Annotated in this window: 23 protein-coding genes; 9 read left to right on the top strand and 14 right to left on the bottom strand. The window is 71.5% G+C overall.

The genetic code is table 11. The annotated features are described in order from the left end of the window. Positions 1-166: 166 nt before the first annotated feature. Entirely contained in the window at positions 167-541 is a 375-nt protein-coding gene (locus IEZ10_RS33955) for a YciI family protein (protein WP_189250611.1), read from the bottom strand. A gap of 360 nt (positions 542-901) precedes the next feature. Continuing rightward, positions 902-1438: a tetratricopeptide repeat protein gene (locus tag IEZ10_RS33950; protein ID WP_189250610.1), complete on the bottom strand. Its 537-nt coding sequence runs from the start codon at positions 1436-1438 to the stop codon at positions 902-904. 194 nt (positions 1439-1632) lie between these two features. Here IEZ10_RS33950 and sigJ point away from each other — a divergent pair, with 194 nt between their 5' ends. Next, positions 1633-2649: an RNA polymerase sigma factor SigJ gene (gene sigJ, locus IEZ10_RS33945; protein ID WP_189250609.1), complete on the top strand. Its 1017-nt coding sequence runs from the start codon at positions 1633-1635 to the stop codon at positions 2647-2649. 90 nt (positions 2650-2739) lie between these two features. After that, a complete protein-coding gene (locus IEZ10_RS33940) occupies positions 2740-3096 on the top strand; it encodes a DoxX family protein (RefSeq protein WP_189250608.1) in 357 nt (118 codons plus the stop codon). A gap of 20 nt (positions 3097-3116) precedes the next feature. Here IEZ10_RS33940 and IEZ10_RS33935 read toward each other — a convergent pair whose 3' ends face one another. From IEZ10_RS33935 to IEZ10_RS33925, 3 genes are all read right to left on the bottom strand, one after another. Continuing rightward, entirely contained in the window at positions 3117-4433 is a 1317-nt protein-coding gene (locus tag IEZ10_RS33935; RefSeq protein ID WP_189250607.1) for an MATE family efflux transporter, read from the bottom strand. Between the two features lie 587 nt (positions 4434-5020). Continuing rightward, positions 5021-5248, bottom strand: coding sequence for a hypothetical protein (locus tag IEZ10_RS33930; protein WP_189250606.1), 228 nt, complete (start codon positions 5246-5248; stop codon positions 5021-5023). A gap of 108 nt (positions 5249-5356) precedes the next feature. Continuing rightward, on the bottom strand, positions 5357-5707 hold the full coding sequence (locus IEZ10_RS33925) for a hypothetical protein (RefSeq protein ID WP_189250605.1): 351 nt from the start codon (positions 5705-5707) through the stop codon (positions 5357-5359). Between the two features lie 130 nt (positions 5708-5837). Between IEZ10_RS33925 and IEZ10_RS33920 the strand changes: the two genes are divergently transcribed. Together IEZ10_RS33920 and IEZ10_RS33915 are read left to right on the top strand one after the other, a co-directional pair. Further along, complete coding sequence (locus tag IEZ10_RS33920) at positions 5838-7820, top strand: sensor histidine kinase (RefSeq protein WP_189250604.1); 1983 nt, start codon at positions 5838-5840, stop codon at positions 7818-7820. Continuing rightward, positions 7808-8449 (top strand): response regulator, encoded by a 642-nt coding sequence (locus tag IEZ10_RS33915; protein WP_189250603.1) that lies wholly within the window; start codon positions 7808-7810, stop codon positions 8447-8449. Before IEZ10_RS33920 ends, IEZ10_RS33915 begins: the two co-directional genes overlap by 13 nt. A gap of 288 nt (positions 8450-8737) precedes the next feature. Here the strand turns inward: IEZ10_RS33915 and IEZ10_RS33910 are convergent, their stop codons facing one another. After that, the gene (locus tag IEZ10_RS33910; RefSeq protein WP_189250602.1) at positions 8738-9040 is read right to left on the bottom strand and encodes a hypothetical protein; all 303 of its coding nucleotides are present in this window, start codon (positions 9038-9040) and stop codon (positions 8738-8740) included. A 220-nt stretch (positions 9041-9260) separates the two neighbouring features. Between IEZ10_RS33910 and IEZ10_RS33905 the strand changes: the two genes are divergently transcribed. After that, positions 9261-11510 carry a PxKF domain-containing protein gene (locus IEZ10_RS33905; protein ID WP_189250601.1) on the top strand — a complete coding sequence of 750 codons (2250 nt, stop codon included), beginning with the start codon at positions 9261-9263 and terminating at the stop codon, positions 11508-11510. A 180-nt stretch (positions 11511-11690) separates the two neighbouring features. Here the strand turns inward: IEZ10_RS33905 and IEZ10_RS33900 are convergent, their stop codons facing one another. Beyond that, the gene (locus IEZ10_RS33900; RefSeq protein ID WP_189250600.1) at positions 11691-11927 is read right to left on the bottom strand and encodes a hypothetical protein; all 237 of its coding nucleotides are present in this window, start codon (positions 11925-11927) and stop codon (positions 11691-11693) included. Positions 11928-11956: 29 nt separating this feature from the next. After that, the gene (locus tag IEZ10_RS33895) at positions 11957-12742 is read right to left on the bottom strand and encodes a L,D-transpeptidase (RefSeq protein ID WP_229811913.1); all 786 of its coding nucleotides are present in this window, start codon (positions 12740-12742) and stop codon (positions 11957-11959) included. A 91-nt stretch (positions 12743-12833) separates the two neighbouring features. On the opposite strand from IEZ10_RS33895, the gene IEZ10_RS33890 reads away from it, so the two are divergent. Together IEZ10_RS33890 and IEZ10_RS33885 are read left to right on the top strand one after the other, a co-directional pair. Next, entirely contained in the window at positions 12834-13520 is a 687-nt protein-coding gene (locus IEZ10_RS33890) for a response regulator (RefSeq protein WP_189250599.1), read from the top strand. Beyond that, entirely contained in the window at positions 13517-15328 is a 1812-nt protein-coding gene (locus IEZ10_RS33885) for a sensor histidine kinase (protein ID WP_189250598.1), read from the top strand. Before IEZ10_RS33890 ends, IEZ10_RS33885 begins: the two co-directional genes overlap by 4 nt. A gap of 12 nt (positions 15329-15340) precedes the next feature. Here the strand turns inward: IEZ10_RS33885 and IEZ10_RS39480 are convergent, their stop codons facing one another. Continuing rightward, positions 15341-15727 (bottom strand): hypothetical protein, encoded by a 387-nt coding sequence (locus tag IEZ10_RS39480; RefSeq protein ID WP_229811912.1) that lies wholly within the window; start codon positions 15725-15727, stop codon positions 15341-15343. 336 nt (positions 15728-16063) lie between these two features. On the opposite strand from IEZ10_RS39480, the gene IEZ10_RS33875 reads away from it, so the two are divergent. Continuing rightward, positions 16064-17701: a phosphodiester glycosidase family protein gene (locus IEZ10_RS33875; protein WP_189250597.1), complete on the top strand. Its 1638-nt coding sequence runs from the start codon at positions 16064-16066 to the stop codon at positions 17699-17701. A 181-nt stretch (positions 17702-17882) separates the two neighbouring features. Here the strand turns inward: IEZ10_RS33875 and IEZ10_RS33870 are convergent, their stop codons facing one another. After that, a complete protein-coding gene (locus tag IEZ10_RS33870) occupies positions 17883-18461 on the bottom strand; it encodes a helix-turn-helix domain-containing protein (RefSeq protein WP_189250596.1) in 579 nt (192 codons plus the stop codon). A 164-nt stretch (positions 18462-18625) separates the two neighbouring features. Between IEZ10_RS33870 and IEZ10_RS33865 the strand changes: the two genes are divergently transcribed. Continuing rightward, positions 18626-19996, top strand: coding sequence for an MFS transporter (locus IEZ10_RS33865; RefSeq protein WP_189250595.1), 1371 nt, complete (start codon positions 18626-18628; stop codon positions 19994-19996). A 272-nt stretch (positions 19997-20268) separates the two neighbouring features. Here the strand turns inward: IEZ10_RS33865 and IEZ10_RS33860 are convergent, their stop codons facing one another. The 4 genes from IEZ10_RS33860 to IEZ10_RS33845 all read right to left on the bottom strand — a co-directional run bounded on the left by IEZ10_RS33860 (position 20269) and on the right by IEZ10_RS33845 (position 23355). Then, complete coding sequence (locus tag IEZ10_RS33860; RefSeq protein WP_189250594.1) at positions 20269-21441, bottom strand: TolB-like translocation protein; 1173 nt, start codon at positions 21439-21441, stop codon at positions 20269-20271. Beyond that, entirely contained in the window at positions 21438-21917 is a 480-nt protein-coding gene (locus tag IEZ10_RS33855; RefSeq protein ID WP_189250593.1) for a SigE family RNA polymerase sigma factor, read from the bottom strand. Before IEZ10_RS33855 ends, IEZ10_RS33860 begins: the two co-directional genes overlap by 4 nt. 173 nt (positions 21918-22090) lie before the next feature. Then, positions 22091-22369 carry a DNA glycosylase AlkZ-like family protein gene (locus IEZ10_RS33850; protein WP_189250592.1) on the bottom strand — a complete coding sequence of 93 codons (279 nt, stop codon included), beginning with the start codon at positions 22367-22369 and terminating at the stop codon, positions 22091-22093. Further along, complete coding sequence (locus IEZ10_RS33845; protein WP_189250591.1) at positions 22366-23355, bottom strand: MDR family NADP-dependent oxidoreductase; 990 nt, start codon at positions 23353-23355, stop codon at positions 22366-22368. The genes IEZ10_RS33850 and IEZ10_RS33845 overlap by 4 nt, the downstream gene beginning before the upstream one ends. Positions 23356-23426: the final 71 nt, after the last annotated feature.

Genomic DNA, 23426 nt, shown 5'->3' with positions numbered 1-23426 from the left:
ACCGGGCCGGAGTGACCGGGCGGCAGGCCGGACCGATCAGGCCGGGGCGGCGGGCCGGACCGGGGTGGGCCGGACCGGGGTGGGCCGGACCGGGGTGGGCCGGACCGGGGGTGAACCGGATCGATCAGGCCGGGGCGGCGGGCCGTACTGGAGTGGGCCGGGGCGGTCAGGCCGGGGCGGCGAAGTCCTCGGGGCCCATGACGCGCCGGATGTCGGCCTCGCCCTCCCAGCCCTCCCAGAGGTCGCGGTGCAGCCGCAGGAACCTGGAGGACCACTCGACGGCCTCCTCCTTCGACCTGACCTGGTAGAGGGCGTAGCTGATCAGTTCCTTGGCCTCGGCGAACGGTCCGTCCGTGACGCTCAGCCGTCCCCCGGCGAGTTCGACCCGCGCGCCCTGCGCGCTCGGGGCCAGCCCCGCGGTGTCGAGCAGGACGCCGGCCCCGGTGGCCTCCTCGCCGAGCTTCATGATGGCCTCCATCAGCTCGGCGGGCGGCGGGGTGGCGGGCTGGGCGGTGACGCGGAGGGTGATCAGGTATCGCATGGGGTTCTCCCTCGGTGTGGTCCAGGGGCCGGACTTCTCGGCCCTCTGACCACGCTTCGAACGGGACGAGGCCGTTTCGACAGCGCGGCCGGATCTTTTTCAAGATTTTTCCGCGTGGGTCCGGGACCGCCTGGCGCGAGGCTGCCCGGCACAGAACCGTCCGGCCCTGAGCAGCCCGGCACAGAACCGCCCGGCCTTGAGCAGCTCGGCACAGAACCGCTCAGCACAGGACCGCCCGGCGCAGAACCGCCCGGCGCGGGTCCCACGGACCCGCCGATGCCGTCGTCACCGTCCGCGGCCTTACCCGACGAACCCGGATCACCCACCACCGCGACGGCCTCCCGTGGCGAGGCCGGTGATTCAGTCCTCCCGTCCGTCCGGCTTCTCGTCCGCCTGCCACACGGCGTCCAGATCGTCGGCGTAGTACTCGATCGCCCGCCGGTAGTCCTGTACCCGGCGGTCGCCGCTGGTGGCCGTCAGCGTCCTCAGCAGCAACCGCACCGCCTCGTGGCTCTCACCGCTGTTGTACAGGGCCATCGACAGGAACGCCTGCAACGCCGGGCCCTCTGGGAACTCGGCCAGCCCGCGGCGCAGGGTCTCCACGGCGGAGTCGTACCGGCCCAGCACCCGGTAGGTGCTTCCCAGCCCGAGGAAGGCCCCGTGCCGATCCTCCCGCGACAACCCCGGACCGCTCAGGGCACGCTTGTAGAACGGGACCGCCTCGGCCTCCAGGCCGAGCGAATCGTGCACACAGGCCGTCTGGTAGGCGATCTCGTCATCCTCCGGATACCGCTCGGCCAGCTCCACCAGCCGTTCCCGGGCCTGCTCGGCCTGGCCCTGTTCCCGCAACCGCACGGCTTCCGCCAGCGCCGCGTCCCGCCCGTGATCATCGCTCATGCCGTCCTACACTGGCACACCGCCCTCCGGCCGGCAAAGCGCCGGTCATGGCACGCCCGGCACACCGGCGGCCGGCGTTTCACCGGCCGGGCCGAGCGGGAACGACGCCGGCGGGTGGGCCGCCGGGGGTAGGTTCCTCCCGGAGACCACGTGCGAGCACCGCCGCCGGTGTTCCGGCGGGAAGGGGGACCGCGATGCCCGGCGACACGGCGACGCACCGGCCCGCGGCCGGGCGGGGACCCGAACGCGGAACCGAGCGGGAAACCGCGGGGAAAGCCGAGTGGGGGGCCGGGGAGAACGCCGGGGGGAAGGCCGGGCGTGGCTCCGAGGGGGGAGCCGGGCGTGACGCCGCGCGGAGAGCCGAGCGGGAGTTCGCCGAGCACCGCGGCCTGCTCCACGCCGTGGCGTACCGGGTGCTGGGCAGCGTCACCGAGGCCGAGGACGTGGTGCAGGACGCCTGGCTGCGCTGGAGCCATGTCGACGTGACCGCCGTCGCGGACACCGAGGGCTACCTCGTCCGGGTGGCCACCCGGCTGGCGATCGACCGGTTGCGCAGCGCGCGCGTGCGGCGGGAGTCCTATGTCGGGCCGTGGCTGCCCGAGCCGATGCTCACCTCCCCGGACGTCGCCGAGAACGCGGTGCTCGCCGACTCGGTGTCGACCGCGGTGCTGCTCGTGCTGGAGGCCCTGTCCCCGGTGGAGCGCGCGGTGTTCGTGCTGAGCGAGGTCTTCGGCTACAGCCACGCCGAGACGGCGGGGTTCGTCGGGCGCGGCGAGGTGGCGACGCGGCAGATCGCCCACCGCGCCAGGAAGGCGGTGGAGGCACGCCGCCGCCGCTACGACACCGACCAGGCGACCAGGCGGCGGGTCACCGAGCGGTTCCTGGCCGCCTGCGACGGCGGCGACCTGAACGCCCTGATGGAGGTGCTGGCGCCGGACGTGACGATGACGAGCGACGGCGGCGGCCTCACCGGCGCGCCCCGCAAGGTCGTCCGCACGCGCGAGCACGTGGCCCGGGCGATCGCCGTCCTCTCCAGGCGCAGGCCGTACGGTTCGCGCACCCGGGTGCTCCAGGTCAACGGCGGACCGGGGATCGTCGTCCACTCGGGACGCGCACCGGTGCTGGCGATCACGTTGCACCTGCTGGACGGAGCGGTCGCGGCCGTTCACGTGGTCAGCAATCCGGAGAAGCTGACCGGCGTCACGGCGTGACCCACATCACATGAGGATGCTGTCACCTCCCGGAGGGCCGTCTCGTCCGTGAGGCGGACAACAGTCGTTCTCACGGAGCAGGAGACTCTCATGTTCGCCGTCTACCTCACGGTCACCCTCCTCGCGGCGGCCGTCAACGGTGTGGCCGCCGTCGCCGACATCGTCGGCCACGACTACCCCAAAGCGCAGGCGGACAGGGTCCGGGTTCCCCATTCCTGGGTGCTTCCGCTGGGACTGCTGCTGGCGGCGGGCTCGCTGGGGCTGCTGGCCGGGATCGCCGTGCCGGTGCTGGGCACGCTCGCCGCCGCCGGCCTCGTGCTGTACTTCCTCGGCGCGCTCGCCGCCCACCTGCGGGTCGGCGACCGCCGCCTCGGCGCCTGGGCCGTGTTCTTCTCGGTGGCGGTGGCCGCCCTGGTCGTGAACGTGGCCTACCACGGTCTCGGATGACGCCCGGCGGTACGGTCAGGTCACCGTACGGCGCCGAGCACCACCCACCGGCCGGAGCGCAGCCTGGCCAGCAGGGTGACCATACGGATCAGCAGGAAGACCGACAGGCCGGACCAGATCCCCACCAGCCCCCAGCCGAAGCTCAGCGACGCCCACACCAGCGGCAGGAATCCCAGAACCGCCCCGCACATCGTCGCGGTGCGCAGATATCCCGCGTCTCCGGCGCCGAGCAGCACCCCGTCCAGGGCGAACACGACGCCGCCGATCGGCTGCAACGCGACGAAGAACCACCACGCGTGGGGCATCTCGGCCAGCACCGTCGCGTCGGCGGTGAACACGCGGGGCAGGATTCCGGCCAGCGCCGCGAACACCACGCCGAGCGACGCCCCGAACACCAGCCCGCAACCGGTCACCTGCCAGGCCAGCCGGCGTGCCCGCTCCGCCTCGTGCGCGCCGAGCGCCGCGCCGACCAGCGCCTGGGCGGCGATGGCCAGCGCGTCGAGCACGAAGGCCAGGAACATCCACAGCTGGAACACCACCTGGTGGGCTCCGGACGCCGCGGCGGAGGTGTGCGCGGCCACCGCGGTCGCCGACACCCAGCACGCCTGGAAGGCCAGGCCGAGCAGCGCCAGGTCCCGCGCGAGGCCGAGCTGGGCGCGCATCGCGGCCGGGACCGGGGCGAGCGGCACACCCTCGGCCCGCAGCGCCCGCACGAACAGGCCCGCCGAGACCAGCTGCCCGGCCACGTTGGCGACGGCCGAGCCGTCGAGCCCCCAGCCGAGGCCGTACACCAGCACCGGGCACAGCACCGCGGACAGGCCGTTGCCCACGAGCACGTAACGCAGCGGGCGGCGCATGTCCTGCACACCGCGCATCCAGCCGTTGCCGGCCATCGTGACCAGGATCAGCGGCGCGCCGAGCAGGGCGATCCGCATCCAGCCCACCGCGGCGGCGGCGACGCGGTCGTCACCGGCGAGCAGGCCGGCGATCGGCGCGGCGAGCAGTTCCCCGACCACGACCAGCACCAGCCCGGCGACCACGCCGAGCCAGGTCGCCTGCACACCCTCGGCCACGGCGTCGGCCCGGCGGCCGGCGCCGTGCAACCGGGCCGCGCGGGCGGTCGTTCCGAAGGACAGGAACGTCATCTGGGACGCGATCTGCGCCAGCACGATCGCGCCGACCGAGAGCCCGGCGAGCGGAACCGCGCCCAGGTGGCCGATCACGGCCGTGTTGACCAGCAGGTACAGCGGCTCGGCGGCCAGAACGCCGAGCGCCGGCACGGCGAGCGTGATTATCTGCCGCAGTGGAGACCCGGTCCCCGCCACGCGCTCGTCCATCCGCCCTCCGGTAAGGGTTGTAGCCCAACACTGATCCTTACCGGCGAGCTTAGATGTAATAGTCTCTTTCCGCTAGAGACCATTACATCAATCGGACGTCCCATGGACGCGTCGACGAAGACGACCCCCTCGGCGAGAGAGGGCCTGCGGCCTGTCAGCCCATCGCCGACTCGCCGCCCGGATAGGCGAAGGAGGATCGGGGTGAGTAGACCCCACACGATCTGCAGGGGGTCGGCCGGGCGGAGCGCGTGGACGGGGTGGCCCGGCTCCAGGAACTCCAGCGAGACGACCTCGAACGGATCGACCGGCTCCGCCACGAACGGATAGTTCCCGCTGACCCGCCGCCCGTCGACATCGGTGACGTACCGCAGTTGCCCGTGGTTGACGGCCGCGCCGGTCCGCCCGGCCCGCGCGGTCGTACGGATCACCGGCACACCGTCGGACTCGGTCGCCGCGACCAGCGTGTCCCCGTCGATCTCGATCGCCGTGCGGGGCGCCCTCGCCGAGGACAGCGACGCGGGCGAACCCGACGACCTCGAACGCGCGCCGGGTCATGTCCTGCACCGCCTCCGGCTTCTCCCGGCCGGTCAGGACCGCGGGGCCGGGCCCGCCGCGGCCAGGGCGAGCGCCTCCGCACCGGTGCCGTCGCCTCCCCCGGCGCGGGTGGCCCACGCGTAGGCGCCGTTGGCGACGACGAATCCCCATGGCGCACTGAACAGCGCCAAGGCCAGTGGGAGACTGCGGGTGGGCGACGAACCGGCCGGCGCGAGCACGTCGCCGGAGGGCGGGACGGAAGACGGGACGGACGTTTCCACGATTCTCCTCGGGGGGGGTACGGCCCGCACGCCTTCGGCGGAGTGCGGGGCGGGTTCGGGCGACGCTCACGTCAGGGGCGACGAGCCGCGCCGGTGAAGGCCGCGGGTTCAGCCGCGGGGCCGCAGCGCCGGCGCGACCAGTGCGATGCAGCCGAGGGTGAGCACGACGCCGGCCGCGGCCATCGCCATCGCCTCGGCGGGAACTCCGCCGGCGAAGAACGCGGGGACGGCGGTCAGCCCCGACAGCAGCCTGGAGATGATCACGGCGACCGCGCCGGCCCGGCTGCCGCGCCAGGCGAACACGACGCCGGCCAGGGTGACCAGCCCGAGGGCGGCCCCTGCGACGGCCACCGCGAACGGCGGGTGTTCCCCATCGCCGAACGGCAGCGTGATCACATCGATGAGGCCGAGCAGGCCGCTCAGGATCAGCCCGGCGACGAGGAGACGGGAGCGTTTCACGGGATCCTCCTTTGTGTGCCTGCCCGCAGTCTCGGCCGCCCGCCCGGGTCCGCGGATCCGGGCGGGCACGGGACCGATCTCCGTACTGGCACGTATTCATCGGGCGGCACCGGCGTCCTACCGTGTAGGCGTGGCCACCCCCCGTCTTCTCGCGTTCGCCCTGGCGCCCCTGATCGGCGTGCTCACGGGCGCCGGGGTGGTGCTGGCGGCGATCGGCGGCGACGGCGGTGTCACGACGGAGTTCGCGGCCGGCGCGACGCTGGCGCTGCCCTCCGTGGTGCTCGGGATGGTGGTCGCCGTACGGCGTCCCGACAGCGTTGTCGGCCCGCTGCTCATGCTGGTCGGCGCGACGGCGGTGTGGGTCACCGTCGGCGACCTGTACGCCTCGGCCGTCACCCGCCGGCCGGACCTGCCGTTCTCCGAGGTGTACGCGGCCCTGTCGCAGGGCGACTGGATGTTCCTGTACGTGCCGGCGGCACTCCTCATGCTGGTGTTTCCGGACGGACGGCTGCCGGGACGGCGATGGCGCTGGGCGATCGCCGGGCTGCTGGGCGTTCCGGCGCTCTTCATGCTGATCACGGCGTTCGATCCCGGCCCCTACCGGCAGCCGTTCGAGTCCACGCCGCACCTCTTCCGGCTCCCGGAGCCCTATCTGCCGGCGCTGCGGGTGGTGGGCCTGGCGCTGCTGCCGGTCTTCCTCGGCCTGCTGGTCGCGTCCGCCGCCGCGGTGGTGCTCCGCTACCGGAGGACGACCGAGAAGGCGAAGCGGGCACAGCTCAAGTGGTTCACGCTCGGCGCCGCCTGCCTGCCGCTGACGCTGCTGCTCTGCTGGGCGAGCTACCTGTTCCTCGGCGGGCCGGATCTCGTGCTCGCCGGCCTGGCGGCGACGGCCCTGGCGATCCCGGTGGCGACCACGATCGCCGTGCTGCGGCACGACCTCTACGACATCGACCGCGCGATCAGTACCGCCGTCACCTACGGCCTGGTGACGGCGATCCTGCTCGGCTTCTATACGGCCGCCTCGTTCCTGGTGGGCCTCGGTGCCGGCCGGAGCTCATCCGTCGCCGCTGCCGCGGGCACGGCCGTCTGCGCCGCCGCGCTGTCCCCGCTGCGCGTCCGGCTCCAACGCTGGGTCGACCGCCGGTTCTACCCGGACCGGCAGGCCGTGCTGACCGCCATCGAGGAGCTGCGCGACCGCACGCACGCGGGTCAGGCGCAGCCCGAGGAACTGGAGACCACATTGCGCACCGCGCTGCGCGACCCGGAGCTGCGGGTCGGCTACCGGCTGCCCGGCACATCCCGGCTCGTCGACGCGACCGGCGCTCCGGTCGACCCCGGCGACGCTCTCGTCGCACAGGTACGGCTCGGCGGCCACGACATCGGTGCCATCGTGCGCGGTGGCACCGGTACCCGGGAGCTGCTGCGCGAGGCGGCCTCGGCCGGCGCGCTGCTCATCGAGGTGGTCCGGCTGCGCATCGAGGTGAGCCGGGCGCTCGACGAGGCCGAGGCCAGCCGCACCCGGCTGCTGCACGCCGGATACGAGGAGCGGCGGCGGCTCGAACGCGACCTGCACGACGGGGCGCAGCAGCGCCTGGTCTCCCTCGGCATGGCGATCCGGCTGGCACAGCGCCACCTCCACGACGGCACGGTCCACGTCGACGACCTGCTCGACCGGTGGGTGGCCGAGCTGGCCGTCGCGGTCACCGAGCTACGGCGGATCGCCCACGGCCTGCGGCCCAGCAGCCTCGACGACGGGCTCGGCAACGCACTGGTCATGCTGGCCGACAAGGTGCCGGCCCCCGTGACACTCGACGTCGCCGCCGACGACCTTCCCGAGGACGTGGCGATGACCGCCTACTACGTCGCGAGCGAGGCGATGACCAACGCGGTCAAGCACGCCGGACCCGTCACGATCGGAGTCCGCGTCACCCGGTCCGGCGATCGGGTCACCGTACGGGTCAGCGACGACGGGCCCGGGGGCGCCGAGATACGTCCGGGGACCGGCCTGGCGGGCCTCGCCGACCGGGTGCGGGCGGCCGGTGGCGCGTTACGGCTGTCCAGCCCGGCGGGCGGCGGCACCCTGGTCGAGGCGGAGCTGCCGTGCGCGTTGTGATCGGCGAGGACTCCGCGCTGTTCCGGGAGGGGCTGGCCCGCCTGCTCGCCGACGCCGGGCACGAGGTCGTGGCCAAAGCCCAGGACGCCCCGGGGCTGATCGCCGCCGTCGCGGCCGCGAACCCCGATCTGGTGATCATCGACATCCGGATGCCGCCCGATCTCACCGACGACGGCGCCCGAGCGGCCCGGCGGATCCGCGACACCCACCCGGAGCTCGGCATCGTCCTGCTCTCCCAGCACGTCGAGACCCGGCACTCCGTCGACCTGGTGTCCCGCGGGAGGTTCGGCTACCTGCTCAAGGACCGGGTCTTCGATGTCGACGACTTCTTCGACGCGCTGCAGCGGGTGGCCGCCGGCGGCTCCGCCCTCGACCCCGAAGTCGTCTCGCGCCTCATCGGCGCCCGCCGGGCCGCCGACCCTCTGGCGTCGCTGAGCGCCCGGGAACGCGAGGTGCTGGCCCTGATGGCGGAGGGCCGCACGAACGTCGGCATCGCCCGGCGCCTCTGGCTGACCGGCCGGACGGTGGAGACCCATGTCAGCTCGATCCTCGCCAAGCTCGGCCTGGCCGGCTCGGAGGAGGACCACCGCCGCGTGCTGGCCGTCCTCCTCTACCTCAACCGCCCCTGAATCTCCACCTCGGCCGCCTCTGGATCCGGCCGCGACCGGCCGTCTCCCGCGCCCGGCGTACCCGGCTGCCCGCGCGTCACGGGGGGCCGTTCGCGGGCGGGCTCATGCGAGATGCCGCCCTATGCGGCGCCGCCGTACCACTGCCACTCCGTACGGTCATCGGCCGCCCTCCGGGTTCCGCAGGACCTCGATCACAGGCGCAGTTCATCGACCTGTCCGTGCCGGCGACCGATGACGAGGGTCTGGGTCCTGTCCTGGAATGGGCCCGCGCGAACCTGGATCAGCCGCTCACGGTCGAGGAGCTGGCGCGACGGGTCGCGATGAGCCCCCGGACCTTCTACCGGCGTCATGCCTGGTGCGGATGGCATTCACCTTCACCTGGCCGTGCTCGGCATAGAGCCGCACCCGGGCTTCGAAACGGAGGCCGCCCAGAATGCGGTCGGCCGTTCCGGAGAAGCAGAGGTGGCCGACACCGAAACCGAAACCGAAACCGCGCCAAGCGAAGGACAACGATGTGAGGGTGATTCCACCGACCTCCTCGGGGAGGTTCTTCAGCGCCCGTTTTCGATCCCCGGCCACGGGATCGGTCACGCTCGCACGGCGCTCGCGGGTGCCGGCGGGTCACCGCGCTCTTCCCCACGGGAAGGGGCGAGATTACCGGCAGCGGTCAACCATGTCAGGAGCAATGTACCTATTGACGCCTATTTTACCCGGCTGGTACTAATCGCGAATCTTGTCCTCTCCCCTTGCGGCCCAAAGGGCGAGGGCGCCACGCGGACCTCCACATCCGCCAGTACCAGGGAGTTCCTCTATGAGGAGTTCATTCGACCACCCCCGTCGGCTCAGGCGACTCGCCGTCGTCGGCGGCTTGGCGGCAGCGCTGGCCCTCGGGACCGTGTCCGCCGCCGTCGGCGGCGTCCAGGCCCAGGGATCGCCGGACGCGGGCCTGACGGCCGCCGCGACCGGCGCGCTGAAGGACTACGACCACGAGATCGTCGACCGGTTCGACTCGGCCAACTCCGTCGACCATATTCGGCGGCTCGCCGTGAACATCGGCCCGCGGCTGAACGGCACCCCGCAGGAGCGGGAGGGCGCGGAGTACATCGGCGGTGTCCTGAAGTCCTACGGCTTCGATGTGACCCTCCAGTCATGGGGCCCGGTCTCGACCAAGAACGTCGCGAAGATCACGTCCCCGAACGCCGACCTGCCGGGAGGACCGAACTGGCAGATGGCCGCGTCGACCAGCGCGAAGTTCACCGGCGATGACGCCGCCGTGGAGGGACGGGTCGTCTACGCCAAGACCGGCCAGTCCGCCGCGGACTTCCCCGCCGACACCGCGGGCAAGATCGTGCTGATGGACTACAGCACCACCGCGTCGGTCCGCAACACCGCGGTGGTCAACGCGGTGAGCCAGGGTGCGGTCGCGGTCATCCTGGCCCACCCGGCCGGCAACAACGCGCCGCCGTCGTTCACGCTCACCACGGCCCAGCCGAACATCCCGGTGATGGGCGGCGGCAGCGCGCACCACACCTGGATCAAGGGCCTTCTGGACAAGGGCCCGCTGACGCTGCGGGTCACGACCAACCAGTACGTCAACCCGATGGGCACCAACGTCATCGGCATCCGGCACGCGGTCGGCGACCCTGACGGCACCAAGGCTCCGATCGTCATGGTCGGCGCGCACATCGACTCGGTGCTGGGCGCGCCCGGCGCCCACGACGACGCCTCGGGGAACGGCGTCTCGCTGGAGATCGCCCGGGTCCTCAGCCAGTACCCGCTGGACAAGGAACTGCGGATCGGCGGCTTCGGCGGTGAGGAGGGCGGCCTCCTCGGCGCGAAGGCGTACGTCAACACGCTGACCGCGGCGGAGAGGGCGCGGTTCGTCGGCGAGTGGCAGATGGACATGGTCGGCACGCCGTACGAGCCGGCCCGGCTGTGGGCGCTGACCCCGAACGGCCAGTCGAACCACGTGGTCCAGGAGGCGTACAACGCGGGCGCGCGCGCCGGTTTCGACGGACTGCGCAACTGCAGGCTCGGGCAGAGCGACCACCAGGCGTTCTTCGACGCGGGCATCCCGTCCTCGCTGTTCATCTGGCTCGACTACCGGCCGCCGACCCCGCCGGCCGTCTGCGGCCCGACCGGTGGGACGTACGTCACCGAACCGCAGTACCACAGGCCGACGGACACGATGGACAACATCAGCCCCGAGCGACTGCAGATCACCCTTGACGTCGTGGGCGGCGCGGTGGCGCACAACGCGTTGAACGCGGTGACGGTGTCCGCGGTCTCCGACGGCGGCCGGCCGCTGACCGGGGCGCCGGTGCGGGCCGACTGCGGCAACGGCCCGCGTGACCTGGGCGCCACCGGCGCCGACGGCCGGCTGCAGGCGGTGCTCCCGCACGCCACCTGCGACTTCACCACGACCGTCGACGGCCGGGTGGCGAACGAGCGCGGGGTGTCGATCGCCGGTGACCAGGCGGTGAAGATGACCGTCGACCTCACGAAGCCGACGATCTCCCTCACCACGCCCGCCGACGGCGCGGTCTTCACGCTCGGGACGGCCGCGACCGCGTCCTACCGGTGCGACGACGACCTCACCGGGGTCGCCACCTGTGTCGGCACGGTGCCCGACGGCGGCGCGCTCGACACCTCCGCCGTGGGCTTCCACGAGTTCACCGTGAACGCCACCGACAAGGCCGGCAACGCGGCCGACACGAAGGTGACCTACCAGGTCGTCTATCCCTGGAAGGCCTACTTCCCGGAGACGATGGACGGCAAGGCCGGCAGCGCCGTACCGATCAGGTTCGGCCTCGGCGGTGACCGCGGCCTGGACGTCATCGCCGCCGGCTACCCGGTCTCCCAGCCGGTGGCCTGCGACTCCGGGAAGGCGACCGGCGCGGCCGAGCCGACCGGCGGCCCCGGCAACTCGAAGCTCGGCTACGGAGACGGCCGGTACAACTACGTGTGGAAGACCGACAGGAGGTGGTCCGGCACCTGCCGTACGTTCGAGCTGAAGCTCGATGACGGCAGCAGCCACTTCACCACCATCAGCTTGAAGTAACCGCGACACGACCCCGGCCGGGGAGCGGAGCCGGCATCGCGCCCCGCTCCCCGACCGCGGACGCGGGACATCCGGGCGGCACGCCGCCGCCCGGAGGTCTCACGATCCGGCCACTCCCCGCTGGAGGCCGTCAGGCCGACACGGCGTCGCAGACCCGGTGGCCGCGGCGCCGCACCACGATCAGCCGGTGTAGGCCGGCCTGACGACGACGGCTTCCTTCGGGCCCGCCGTCGCCTTCTCCGTGGGCCGTTCCTCGGCCGGCGCCGGAGCGGACGTGGGCCGCACCTCGGCCGGCGCCGGAGCGGGCGTGGCGGCCGGCTTCGCAGGATCGGCCGCGGCCGTGCCCGAGAGTCCCGCGAGGCCCGCGGTCAGGGCCAGCACCGCGCTGATGCCGATGAGCGTGGCTTTGATCTTCATAGGATTCCCCTGTTCATTCAAGTCGGGCCTCAGCCCAGTACGACGACCGGAGTACCGATCGCCAGGTTCTTCGCCATCCAGGTGATGTCGTCGTTGCTGATCCGGACGCAGCCATGGCTGGCCCGCGTGCCGATGGCAGAGGGCTTGTTCGTCCCGTGGATCGCCAGCTGGCCTGGGCCGCCGGCGAAGCTCTTCAGCACCGGTGAGAAGCCGCTCAGCCCGAAGGCGTAGGCGCCGTAGGCCCCGCCCTGGTCGACGGGTCTCACCAGCTCGGTGAAGAAGTAGCGACCCGGAGGCGTCGGCGTGCCCGCTTCACCCGTCGCGACCCTGCCCGTCCTGACGGCCCTGTCACCGTCATAGACCGTGAACCTGAACGCCCCTCGGTCGATCTCCACCCGGTGGGCGGTCTCCGCGAGCGTCACGTCGGTGGCCTTGACCCAGCCCTTGCTGCCGTTCGGCCGGATCGGCAGCAGCACCTGGAGCCACTCGCCCTCGTCACGTTCCACCAGGAAGACACGCACCGCGCCGTAGTCGTTGGGGCTCGTGATCGTCCTCTGTGCCGTCCCCTCCTTGCTTCCGTAGACCGTGATCCGAGATCCCTTGACGCTCGCGATCTTCGAACTGCCACTGCTCGCCGGCTCGGATCGTGCGGCGCTGCCCGCCGGCTCGGTTCGCGCGGCGCTGCCCGCCGGCTCGGATCGTGCGGCGCTGCCCGCCGGCTCGGATCGTGCGGCGCTGCCCGCGCTGCCCCCGCAGCCGGTCAGCAGGAAGGCGAGAGTCGCCGCAGCAGCCGTACGAAGCAGGTTGGTTCTCACCTGCCGCAGCCTGGCGACAGAATGTGTGGAACCTGTTTGGTTGTCATGTAGATCCCATGTGCACCCCCCGACATGGGCATAACCTCAGCCCATGTGCGCGTACGTGCTGGTCGCCGAGGACGACCCCAAGCAGGCCGAACTGCTCAGGCGATATCTGGAGCAGGAGGGCCACGAGGTCCTCGTCGTGCACGACGGGCGTTCCGCGATCGACGAGGCGCGGCGGACGGATCCCGACCTCGTGGTACTCGACGTGATGATGCCGAAGGTCGACGGGTTGGACGTCTGCCGGGTGCTGCGTGCCGAGTCCGGCCTGCCGATCCTGATGCTGACCGCCAGGTCCACCGAGGACGATCTGCTGCTGGGGCTCGACCTCGGTGCTGACGACTATGTCGCCAAGCCGTACAGCCCGCGTGAGCTGATGGCCCGCGTGCGGACCCTGCTGCGCCGCACCGGGAGGTCCCACGACGCCGATCGGCAGGTGTTCCAGGTGGGTGATCTCCTCGTGGACCCGGTCAGGCACACCGTCACCGCGGCGGACACGCTGGTGGACTGCACACTCGCGGAGTTCCGGATCATCGAGACGCTGGCTGCCGAGCCGGAGCGGGTGTTCACCAGGAAGCAGTTGCTGGAGCGCATCCATGGTTTCGACAGGTTCATCACCGAACGCACGGTCGACGTGCACGTGATGAATCTGCGCAAGAAGATCGAGTCTGATCCGCGTCGCCCGGTCCGGCTGCTGACCGTGTACGGCGTCGGCTACAAGCTGACCCGCGCATGAGGTCTTTGTTCGCCAGATTGCTCACGAGTTCGGCTGTCGTGGCGGTCTGCTCGATCACGGCGACCGCGTGGCTGGCCGCCAGCAGCACCTCCGGCGCCATCCAGCAAGAGCAGGGCCAGACGCTGGCCAGCGACGCCCGGATCAACAACAGCCTGCTCGGCTACGCCTCCCGCCATTCGGACTGGTCGGGCGTAGCCGGCACCCTGCGCGACCTCGCCGCCCAGAACAGCCGCCGCATCGCGCTGGTCGCCGAGAACGGCACCCTCCTCGCCGACTCGGCGACCGCCGGGACCCCACTGCCCGCCAAGGTGTCGGCCGTCGTCGACCCGCTGGCCGTGGATGTGACCCTGGTGCCGGGGGCGGCCGGGGACCGTATCGATCCACGCGCGGTAGGTCCTTTCCTGTTGTCCGCCCATGATCGCGCCCGGCTGAGGAAGGCCGCCGACGCCTACGCCGCCTGTGCGGGCCGCACCGGGCAGGCCGTACAGGTGACCGTCTCGAACACCGGCAGGCCCCTCGTCACGACGCTCAGCCAGGGGGGCGGTCAGGAGCCGAGCCCGGTGCCGAGCCCGGTGCCGACCGAGGCCCCCGCCGTGGTGGACGTCTGCGACGCCACCATCTTCAGTACGCCGACGCGCACCGAGAAGGCCGCGTTGAAACAGCTCAACCTCCTGGTCGGCAAGTGTCTCAAGGGCAAGGGCAAGGACGCGGGAAGGGGCTCCGTCGGCCTTGACTTCACCTGGGTCTCCAGGGAGAAACAGCCGATGCCGCCGGTCGCCGAACCCGATCAGGTGATCTCCTCCTGCGTCGTCACCGCCCGCAGAGAACAACTCGACCCCTACGTCGCCCCCGCGGCGTATCTGTACATCGGCTCCCCTGCCGAGGGCACCGGCCAGCGCATCCCGCTGCCCTCGATCGCCGGTGCCGCCCTCCTCGTGCTCGTGCTGACCGTGGGCGTGAGCATCATGGCGGCCAGACGCCTGGTCAGGCCCGTCAACGCGCTCACCCACGCCGCGCAACGGATGCGTGACGGGGACAGCTCCGCCCGCGTCACGGTCAGGACCACCGGCGAGATCAGCGAGCTCGCCACGGCGTTCAACGAGATGTCGGAACACCTCCAGCGCATGGAGGAGCAGCGCAAGGCCATGGTCAGCGACATCTCCCACGAGCTGCGCACGCCGCTGAGCAACCTCAGAGGCTGGCTGGAGGCCACCCAGGACGGCGTCGCCGAGTTGGACCCCGCACTGATCGCCTCGCTGGTCGAGGAGATCCTGCTGTTGCAGCACATCGTCGACGACCTTCAGGAGCTCGCCCTCGCCGACGCGGGCAAGCTCCGTCTGCACGTCGAACCCCTCCACCTCGGCGACCTTCTCGACCAGGTGACCACCGCTCACCGTGGTCGAGCCGAAGCCGCAGGGCTCACGCTGACCGCCGTGGTCACCGATGACCCTCCGCTGACCGCGGATCCGGTACGGCTTCGCCAGGCCATCGGCAATCTGGTGACCAACTCCCTGCGCTACACGCCACGCGGCGGGCACATCACGCTGGGCGCCCGCCAGGATGGCGACCAGGTCGTCATCGAGGTGACCGACACGGGGGTCGGGATCCGCGCCGAGCACCTCCCCCACGTCTTCGACCGGTTCTGGCGGGCGGAGAAGTCCCGCAACCGCCAGACCGGCGGCAGCGGGCTCGGACTCGCCATCGTGCGCAACCTGGCCGAGGCGCACGGCGGCACGGCCACGGTCGCCAGCGTGCCAGGTGTCCGCACGACGTTCACTCTGCGTCTCCCGTCGCAGCGGGACCCATGAAGGCCCGCCGTGTCACCCGGAATCGACGGCCGTCCTCGAAGTATCCGCCCCCTGGCGACGCCCTTTCCGCCTGACCGCTCCTCGCGCCTCCCGCTCGCCGAGCCGGCCGTGAGGGCGCCGGCCGGTCAAGGCAGCGTGGAGGTGACGACCGTGGTTCCCGCGGGAGCGCCGCATGCGATGGCGTTCGGTGAAGAACCGGCGCACCGTGGCGGCCGGCGGGTCCCGGTTCGCGGCCAGGACCGTCGCGTAGTCGGCGAGCCGCTCCGGGGTCGTCACCAGGCGGATGTCCAGGCCATCGGCGTGCGGCTCCGGCGGGGCGGCGCGCAGGTCCCTCCACATGCCCGTCTCGGCCTCGGCCGCCTCCGGACCGTCGACCTCGTCGAAGACCGTCCTGTTCACTCCCCGGCGGGCGCGACGCCCACCGGGCACGCGACCCCGGTGCCCCCGATGCCGCAGTGGCCGATACGCGCACATGACATGGAACGCGTCTCCGCTTTCGTGCTCAGAGTCGTTCGGACGGGAGAGCGAACGCGCCCACATGCCGCGACGAGAAGCGGACTCGACACGGGGCATGGACCGGGGCCACTACCAAGCGTTCACCCTCCCGACCACGTACGCATCTTGGCTTCCACTCAAAAATTCTCCTCGACGCACTGGACTGTCAACTTGGCCATTAACCCGGAAACCCGAATCTTCCGGACATTCCGGCCGCCCGTTGAACCGCAAGGATGTGTCATGAACAACCGCCCAGGTAGCAGCCGCGGCACCCGTGCACGGCTCACGCTCTACGCGGCCACCGCGCTGGCCGTCGCGGCACCGCTGTCGATCTCTTCGGTGGCGGCGGCGGACTCGCGGACCGTACCCGCCGCGTCCACCGCCTCGGCGACGGGCCCGGCCACGGAGCAGTGGACGACGCGGACCGTCGCACCGGGCGTGGAAGTGCGCACCGGCACGATCAGGAACCCCGCCGCCGCCCCGGCCTGGGCCGTCACCGTGCAGGCCGCCGTCAAAGCCCGGTTCACCGATGCTCCGGCCTGGGCCACGGTCGGCACGGAGTCATGGGCCTCGGACACCGTGACCCGGCTGCGTACGGCCGGCTTCGAGCCGAAGGCGGCCCGGATCCCGTGGCCGGATTACGCCGACACGCCGCACGGTCTCATGGGCGTGCGGGTCCGGATCGGCTCCTACCCCACCCAGGCCGCGGCCCAGAGCGCGGCGGCGCAGGTCACCGCGGCGGGATTCCGCAACGTCGTGGAGTGGACCGGCTACGACGCCGACCAGCCGGCCGACGTGGAGAACATCCACGTCGCGGTCATCGAGCCACGCGTGTTCGACGGTTCCGTCGTCGCCACCCACGACGACAGCGTCACCCAGCGGGAGACGACCTCGTCGGTGGCCGCCAAGCTGGGCTCCCTGGTGGGCGTCAACGGCGGTTTCTTCCTCACCTCCGACGCCGACGGCGTCCAGGGCGCCCCGGCCGGCATCAGCGCCCACGACGGCGAACTGGCCTCGATGGCGGCGGGTTCGCGCGCGGCGCTGATCCTCGGGGACGGCGGCCGGCACAACCGGATCGCCGACCTGACCACCGTCGTCACCGCGCGCATCGGCTCCTCCACCCATCCCGTCCAGGGCGTCAACCGCACGCCGGGGCTGGTGCGGAACTGCGGCCGGCCCGGCGCGACCCCCACCGCGGAACCCCGCCAGGACCTCACCTGCACCGAGACGGACGCCCTGGTCAAGTTCACGGGTGAGTACGCCCACGCCCTGCCGACCGGTCCCGGCACCCAGGCGGTGCTGAGCCCCAAGGGCCGCGTGGTGTCGATCGGCAACCGGGGCGGCACCGTCCCCGCCGGCCACACCGTGCTCCAGGGCGTCGGCTCGGCGGCCGACTGGCTCACCGACCACGCCGCGGCCGGTGGAAAGGTCTCCATGACGGAGGTCATCCGCGACACCGACGGCAGGCGGGTCAAGCTGGGCCCGGACGACAGCATCGTCAGCGCCGCCCCGACGCTGGTGAAGGACGGGCGGATTCACATCGACGCCGCCGCCGAGGGTGTGGTCGACCCGGCGGACCTGTCCTTCGGCTACGCCTGGGCGAACAACCGCCAGCCCCGCACGATGGCCGGCATCGACCGGCAGGGCCAGCTGCTGCTGGTCACCGTGGACGGCCGCCTCAGCGACGGGAGCGAGGGCTTCACGATCGCCGAGGCGGCGGCCTTCATGCGATCCCTCGGCGCCGTCCAGGCGCTGAACCTCGACGGTGGCGGCTCCAGCGCCATGGCGGTGAAGGGCGCACTGGTCAACCGCCCGTCCGACGCGGCGGGCGAACGCCCCGTCGGCGACACGATCCAGGTACTGCCCCGCACTCCCTGACGCCGTAGCGTCACCCGGCGTCCTTCGGAGAACGAGCCCGGCGACGCGCGTCCCCCTCTCCTCCCCCGCCAAGCCCCGCAGAGCCCCGCAGAGCCCTGCAGAGCTCGAAAAGGCCGCCTTCAGGATCACGGAAGGCGGCCTTCCGCTCGCCCCGGCGCACGTCGTCAACGGCGCCGCAGGACTACGTGCCACGCGGTTTCGCGCGGACGTGCATGCGTTCCCCCTGTGCCCCGAACAGGCTGAGGATCTCCACCGGCCCTTCCCCGGTGCTGCCGAACCAGTGCGGTAGCCGGGTGTCGAACTCCGCGGCCTCCCCCGCCCCGAGCACGATGTCGTGCTCGGCGAACACCAGCCGCAGCCTCCCGCTGAGCACGTACAGCCACTCGTAGCCCTCGTGCGTACGCGGCTCGGGATCGCGGCGGGCGACCCCGATGACCATCTTGAACGCCTGCAGGCCACCGGGGTGCTGGGTCAGCGGCACGACCGTCGAGCCCGCGCGTTTGATCGGCTTCAACCGTACCCGCGGATCACCGACCGGCGGCGCGCCGACGAGCTCGTCGAGCGGCACCTGGTAGGCGCGGGCGAGCGGCAGCAGCAACTCCAGCGTGGGCTTGCGCTCACCGGATTCGAGGCGGGACAGGGTACTGACCGAGATGCCGGTGGACTCCGCGAGCCGGCTCAGGGTGCTGCCGCGCTTCTTGCGAAGCTCACGCAGCCGCGGGCCCACAGAGGTCAGGACAACGACGTCGTCATTTGCCATACCGGCAACGTTACTTGCCGAACCGGCGGTGAAGGGCGCACCGTGGGCGCACTCGGCGAACGAAGGGAACCACGGTGGGCAGAGCTCCGGCGAACGCGGCAAAGGCGGGAAGCGCCGAACGGACGTCTTCGGCTCGATGGGCGCTCACGTGCCTTTCGCTCTCCATGTTGCTGCCCTCGCTCGGCACCAGCATCGCCAATGTCGGCCTGCCGACACTGTCGCAGGCGTTCACCGCCTCCTTCCAGGAGGTCCAGTGGATCGTCCTCGCCTATCTCCTCGCCACCACCATCCTGGTCGTCAGCGTCGGACGGCTCGGTGACCTCATCGGCCGCCGGCGGCTGCTGCTGGCCGGGATCTCCCTGTTCACGGTGGCCTCGGCACTGTGCGGCGTCGCGCCCACGCTCTGGCTGCTGATCGCCGCCCGGGTGGCGCAAGGGGTCGGAGCGGCCACCATGATGGCTCTCACCATGGCCTTCGTCGGCGGGACGGTGCCGAAGGCGAAGACCGGCAGCGCCATGGGACTGCTCGGCACGATGTCCGCGATCGGCACCGCTCTCGGCCCCTCGCTCGGCGGTGTCCTGATCTCCGTCCTGGGATGGCGGGCGATCTTCCTGGTCAAGGTACCGCTGGGCGCGCTGGCCCTTCTTCTCGCGCGTCGCCATCTGCCCGTCGACCACCAGGGGCGGAAAACCGGCCGGACCGGCTTCGACAACACGGGCACGCTGCTCCTTGCCCTGACGCTCGCGGCCTACGCGCTCGCCATGACGGCCGGACGCGGCCGTCCGGATCCGCTCAACACGGCTCTGCTGCTGGCCGCCGGAGTCGGAGCCGGCCTCTTCGTCCTCGCCGAGAGAAAGGCGGCGTCACCTCTGATCCGGTTGACGATGTTCCGCGATCCCATGCTGAGCACGAGCCTCGCCATGAGCGCGCTCGTCTCGACGGTGATGATGACGACGCTGGTGGTCGGGCCGTTCCATCTCTCCCGTGCGCTCGGGCTCGACGCGGCTCCCGTCGGACTCGCCATGTCCGTCGGTCCGCTGGTCGCCGCACTGACCGGCGTGCCGGCCGGTCGGATCGTGGACCGTCTCGGCACCCAACGCATGACCGTCCTGGGACTCGCCGGGGTGGCGGCAGGGTGCTCCGCTCTGGCCGTGATGTCGGCGTCGCTCGGCATCGCCGGCTACATCGCCCCCGTCGTTGTCATCACCTCCGGCTACGCGCTTTTCCAGGCGGCCAACAACACCGCCGTCATGGCGGACGTCCCCCCGGAGCGGCGAGGCGTCGTCTCCGGCATGCTCAACCTGTCGCGCAACCTCGGGCTCATCACCGGCGCGTCCGTCATGGGCGCCGTGTTCACCCTCGCCTCGGGGGCCACCGATGTCACGACGGCGCGCCCCGAGACCGTGGCCACCGCCACGCGGATCACGTTCGCGGTCGCGGCGGCTCTGATCGTCGTCGCACTGGCCGTCGCAGCCGGAGGCCGCGCCCTTACGGCCCGCCGTTCGAGTCCTGAGGCGGATGGCCTCGGGACATGACGCGGCACCGTTCCCAACCGCCGTGGACGGTGTCGTCCGGGTTCCCGGCCGGGGACACCTCCTCACTCACCGGGGAACCGAAGCCGGGCGGCCGCCGTACCGTGGCGGGATGCGCCGCGCGGAGCGACCATGCGGGCGGCGGCCGGTGCCCGGTGCATGGCCCGCTGCTCGGGGTGGGCGGCGACGAGGTCGCCGGCGGCGCCGACGGCCAGGGCCGGGACGTCGTTGTGAACCGCGTACCCACCGGCCGGGCTTGGCCGCGGGTTCCTGGCCTAACGGTCCGGGTCGTGAATGACGGCCCACGTGTCACCGCGCTTGAAGTAGAGCATCTCCGTATCCGTGTAGAGGGTGGGGGATGCCTTGCGGTCGTTGCGAATCCACAGCCTGCCGGCCCGTGATGTGGCGAGATCGAAGATCACCAAGGCTTTCCGTCCCTGTTCGTCCACCTGGTCCATGCTGACGAAACGGTCGGCCACGAGTGACCGGGGGTTGTCGCCCGGCAGGTCCAGAACCTGGCTGCCGTCGCGGCGGGTCGCCCGGTCGCCGGTGAGGCACCAGGTCACATCGCACCGCGCCCGCGCCGGGTTTTTCAGCCGCTCCCCGGTGCTCAGGTTGAGCAGATTCGTCATGACCCCCGGGCCATCGGCGGGACGCCCCGCCCAGGGCCAGGAGAAGAGGCGCAGTCCCTTCGTGCCCGGGACGGGCGACGGTTCGCCGCCCGCCACCGGAACCTGGTTGACGCCCCCCGACTTGGTCGACGACCAGAAGATCCTGCCGTCTCCGACGGCCAGATCCACACCGTAGATGGTGTCCCCGTTCACCTTGTCCACATCCCGTTCGGCCGGGAACGAGACCACCGTGCGAGGAGTGCCCCCGGTCACCGGAATCGTCATGATGTGGATGTCTCGGTCCACATACTCGAACCAGGCGATCACGCCTTCGCCCACCGCCGGCGAGTCCACCGGCGCGATGGGGCGGTCGATGACGGCCAGGCGCTTAAAGGTCTGCGATTCCAGACGATAAACCCACAACTCAGGCGCAGGATCGTAGCCCTTCTTCGACACGTACCCGAGCATGGTGCGTGAGTCGATGAACAGCTTCGGCGTGAAGGCCCTACCGTTCGGGACCTTCCGGGGGACCTCCGCGACCACCGAAGGCAGGACCTGTTCCAGCGGCGGCGCGATCTCCTTCACGATCCGTCGTTCGTGAATGTACGGCGTGGGCTTGGCCGTGGTGGCGGGTCGCTGCTCGGAAGCCCACCATGTCACGCCTGACGCCGCCCAGATCGCCAGGCAGGTGGCCATCGCGGTCGCCGGCACCAGGCCACGGCGTCCGCGCCGGGTCCGCCCCACGGTCACCTGGCGCAGCAGATCCGGCGGAGTGGCCGGGATCCGCGTCTCCGCACCGGCGAACGTACGGCGCAGCGCCTCTTCGACGTCGTTCATCGCAGTCTCCTTAGCGGGGTGACGGTGTCACGCAGTTTGCCGAGGGCGCGGGATGCCTGGCTCCGTACGGTTCCGGGAGAAATGCCGAGGATCTCGGCGATCTCGGCGTCCGATCGGTCCTCGTAGTAGCGCAGGACCAGTACGGCACGCTGCCTCTTGGGCAGTTCGGCCAGCTCGTCCCAGAGGTCCAGCGGTGGCTCCGCCACCGGTTGCGGCTGTTCGGGCACCTCCCATGTCAGATGTTCGCGCCTGCGCCGCCTCCAGACGGAGATGTGCAGCCGGGTGATCGTGGTTCGCACGTAGCTCTCCGGGTTGTGCTTGCGCCGCACGCGCGGCCATGAGCTGCGCAGCCGTACCATCGCCTCCTGAACGAGGTCGGCGGCGTCGTGCGGGTTGCCGGTGAGCATGTAGGCGTAGCGGAACAACGCATCGATCCGATCGGCGGCGAAGTCCGCGAAATCCGGCGCGTCATCCACGGGCGGGAATCCTCTCGTTCATCCCGGCTGAGACGCACCAGTACCCCGAAATGTTGCATCGTCTGGAATCCGCTGAAGCACGGCAGGGTGCGGGCCCGTACACCGGGGAACGGCGACAGGCCGCCCAGCAGGCGACACGCCACGCCTGGCGAGCAGTGCCGGATCCAGCGCCGTCATCGCGATGGCGCTACGGCGGCCTGACGACCCAGGTGCCGGGTGCAGCGCAGCAGCGCCGAGCGGACCACCGTACGCTCCTCCAGCAGATCGCTCAGCCGGGTCTGGGTGAAGCCGTCGATCCGGCTCCACAGTCCGACGTAGGGCCGGTTCGGCTCCTGGGCCTGCATCGCAATCAGATGCCCGATCACCTCCAGTGCGGTACGGCCGGTGCGCCGCACCAGGAACTGCCGGTGCGGCGGGGCCCGGTTGAGCGCGCGCCGGGAGAGCCTGCTCACGCCAACCGCACCGCGACGTTGCCCCGGTAGGAGCCCTTGAGCATGGACAGGAACGCGCCGGGCACCTCCTTGATGCCGCCCTCCACGATGGTCTGTGGGAAGACGAAACGGCCTTCTCCCAGCCATCGGGTGAAGTGCTCACGCCAGGCCGCGACCTGTTCCGGCGTGTGGTGGCAGGAGAACGGCGACAGCTCGATGCCTCTGGCCTGGGCCGCCGCGCGGTCCGGCTCGGGAAAGCGGTCGGCGCCGCCGCCGAGCTGGTGGGAAAGGGAGCCGCACAGCGCGAAGCGGGCGCCGGGCCGCGCCGTCTGGACCGCCGCCTGGTACTGCTCGCCGCCCACGACGTCGAAGAAGACCGTGATGCCCTCGGGCACGAGTTCCCGCAGCCGGTCGGCCACCGGTCCGTCGTGGTAGTCGAAGGCGGCGTCATAGCCGAGCTCGTCGACCAGGTAGGCGGCCTTCGCCCGGCTGCCCGCGCTGCCGATCACCCTGGCCGCGCCCCGGCATCTGGCGATCTGCCCGGCCAGCGAACCGACCCCGCCGGCCGCGCCCGAGACGAACACCACGTCCCCCTCACCGACGGCGGCGACGTCGGCCATCCCGTAGTAGGCCGTCACACCCTGGCCGAGGTGATAGGAGGGCTCGGGGAAAAGGTCACGGTCGAGCTTGACGTACTGCGCGGCCGGGCCCGCCGAGTGCTCGCTCCAGCCGGTCATCGACTGCACCAGATCGCCCACGGCGAGATCCGGGCTGTCGGAGCGGACCACGGTGCCCACGACGGCGGCGCCCACCCGGTCGCCGGGCTGCCAGGCGGGCACCGGGATCCGGCAGTCGGCCCGCATCAGCTCCAGATAGGCCGCGGCCAACCCCACGTAGTCGGTCCTGACGATCACCTCGCCGTCCACCTCGGTCTCGGCGAGGGCGAAGTGATCGAGGCCGGGCTCATCGGTGACGTGCGCGGCCAGCCGGATCTCACGAGTGATCATTCCTGTTCCTTCCTTGCGGGGCTTCGATCTCAACGCTAAGGAGGCTTCCGGCCACTTTCTGACCGGAAGCC

Origin of the sequence: Streptosporangium pseudovulgare (assembly GCF_014648055.1) — a bacterium.
In the GTDB taxonomy this organism is placed as follows: domain Bacteria; phylum Actinomycetota; class Actinomycetes; order Streptosporangiales; family Streptosporangiaceae; genus Streptosporangium; species Streptosporangium pseudovulgare.
This window is presented reverse-complemented; position numbering and strand designations above follow the sequence as displayed.

Excerpts from the sequence above, each read along its gene's own strand:
- IEZ10_RS33955 (WP_189250611.1), bottom strand. The coding sequence starts at position 541 with ATGCGATACCTGATCACCCTCCGCGTCACCGCCCAGCCCGCCACCCCG.
- IEZ10_RS33950 (WP_189250610.1), bottom strand. The coding sequence starts at position 1,438 with ATGAGCGATGATCACGGGCGGGACGCGGCGCTGGCGGAAGCCGTGCGG.
- sigJ (WP_189250609.1), top strand. The coding sequence starts at position 1,633 with ATGCCCGGCGACACGGCGACGCACCGGCCCGCGGCCGGGCGGGGACCC.
- IEZ10_RS33940 (WP_189250608.1), top strand. The coding sequence starts at position 2,740 with ATGTTCGCCGTCTACCTCACGGTCACCCTCCTCGCGGCGGCCGTCAAC.
- IEZ10_RS33935 (WP_189250607.1), bottom strand. The coding sequence starts at position 4,433 with ATGGACGAGCGCGTGGCGGGGACCGGGTCTCCACTGCGGCAGATAATC.
- IEZ10_RS33905 (WP_189250601.1), top strand. The coding sequence starts at position 9,261 with ATGAGGAGTTCATTCGACCACCCCCGTCGGCTCAGGCGACTCGCCGTC.
- IEZ10_RS33900 (WP_189250600.1), bottom strand. The coding sequence starts at position 11,927 with ATGAAGATCAAAGCCACGCTCATCGGCATCAGCGCGGTGCTGGCCCTG.
- IEZ10_RS33890 (WP_189250599.1), top strand. The coding sequence starts at position 12,834 with ATGTGCGCGTACGTGCTGGTCGCCGAGGACGACCCCAAGCAGGCCGAA.
- IEZ10_RS33885 (WP_189250598.1), top strand. The coding sequence starts at position 13,517 with ATGAGGTCTTTGTTCGCCAGATTGCTCACGAGTTCGGCTGTCGTGGCG.
- IEZ10_RS33875 (WP_189250597.1), top strand. The coding sequence starts at position 16,064 with ATGAACAACCGCCCAGGTAGCAGCCGCGGCACCCGTGCACGGCTCACG.
- IEZ10_RS33870 (WP_189250596.1), bottom strand. The coding sequence starts at position 18,461 with ATGGCAAATGACGACGTCGTTGTCCTGACCTCTGTGGGCCCGCGGCTG.
- IEZ10_RS33865 (WP_189250595.1), top strand. The coding sequence starts at position 18,626 with ATGTTGCTGCCCTCGCTCGGCACCAGCATCGCCAATGTCGGCCTGCCG.
- IEZ10_RS33860 (WP_189250594.1), bottom strand. The coding sequence starts at position 21,441 with ATGAACGACGTCGAAGAGGCGCTGCGCCGTACGTTCGCCGGTGCGGAG.
- IEZ10_RS33845 (WP_189250591.1), bottom strand. The coding sequence starts at position 23,355 with ATGATCACTCGTGAGATCCGGCTGGCCGCGCACGTCACCGATGAGCCC.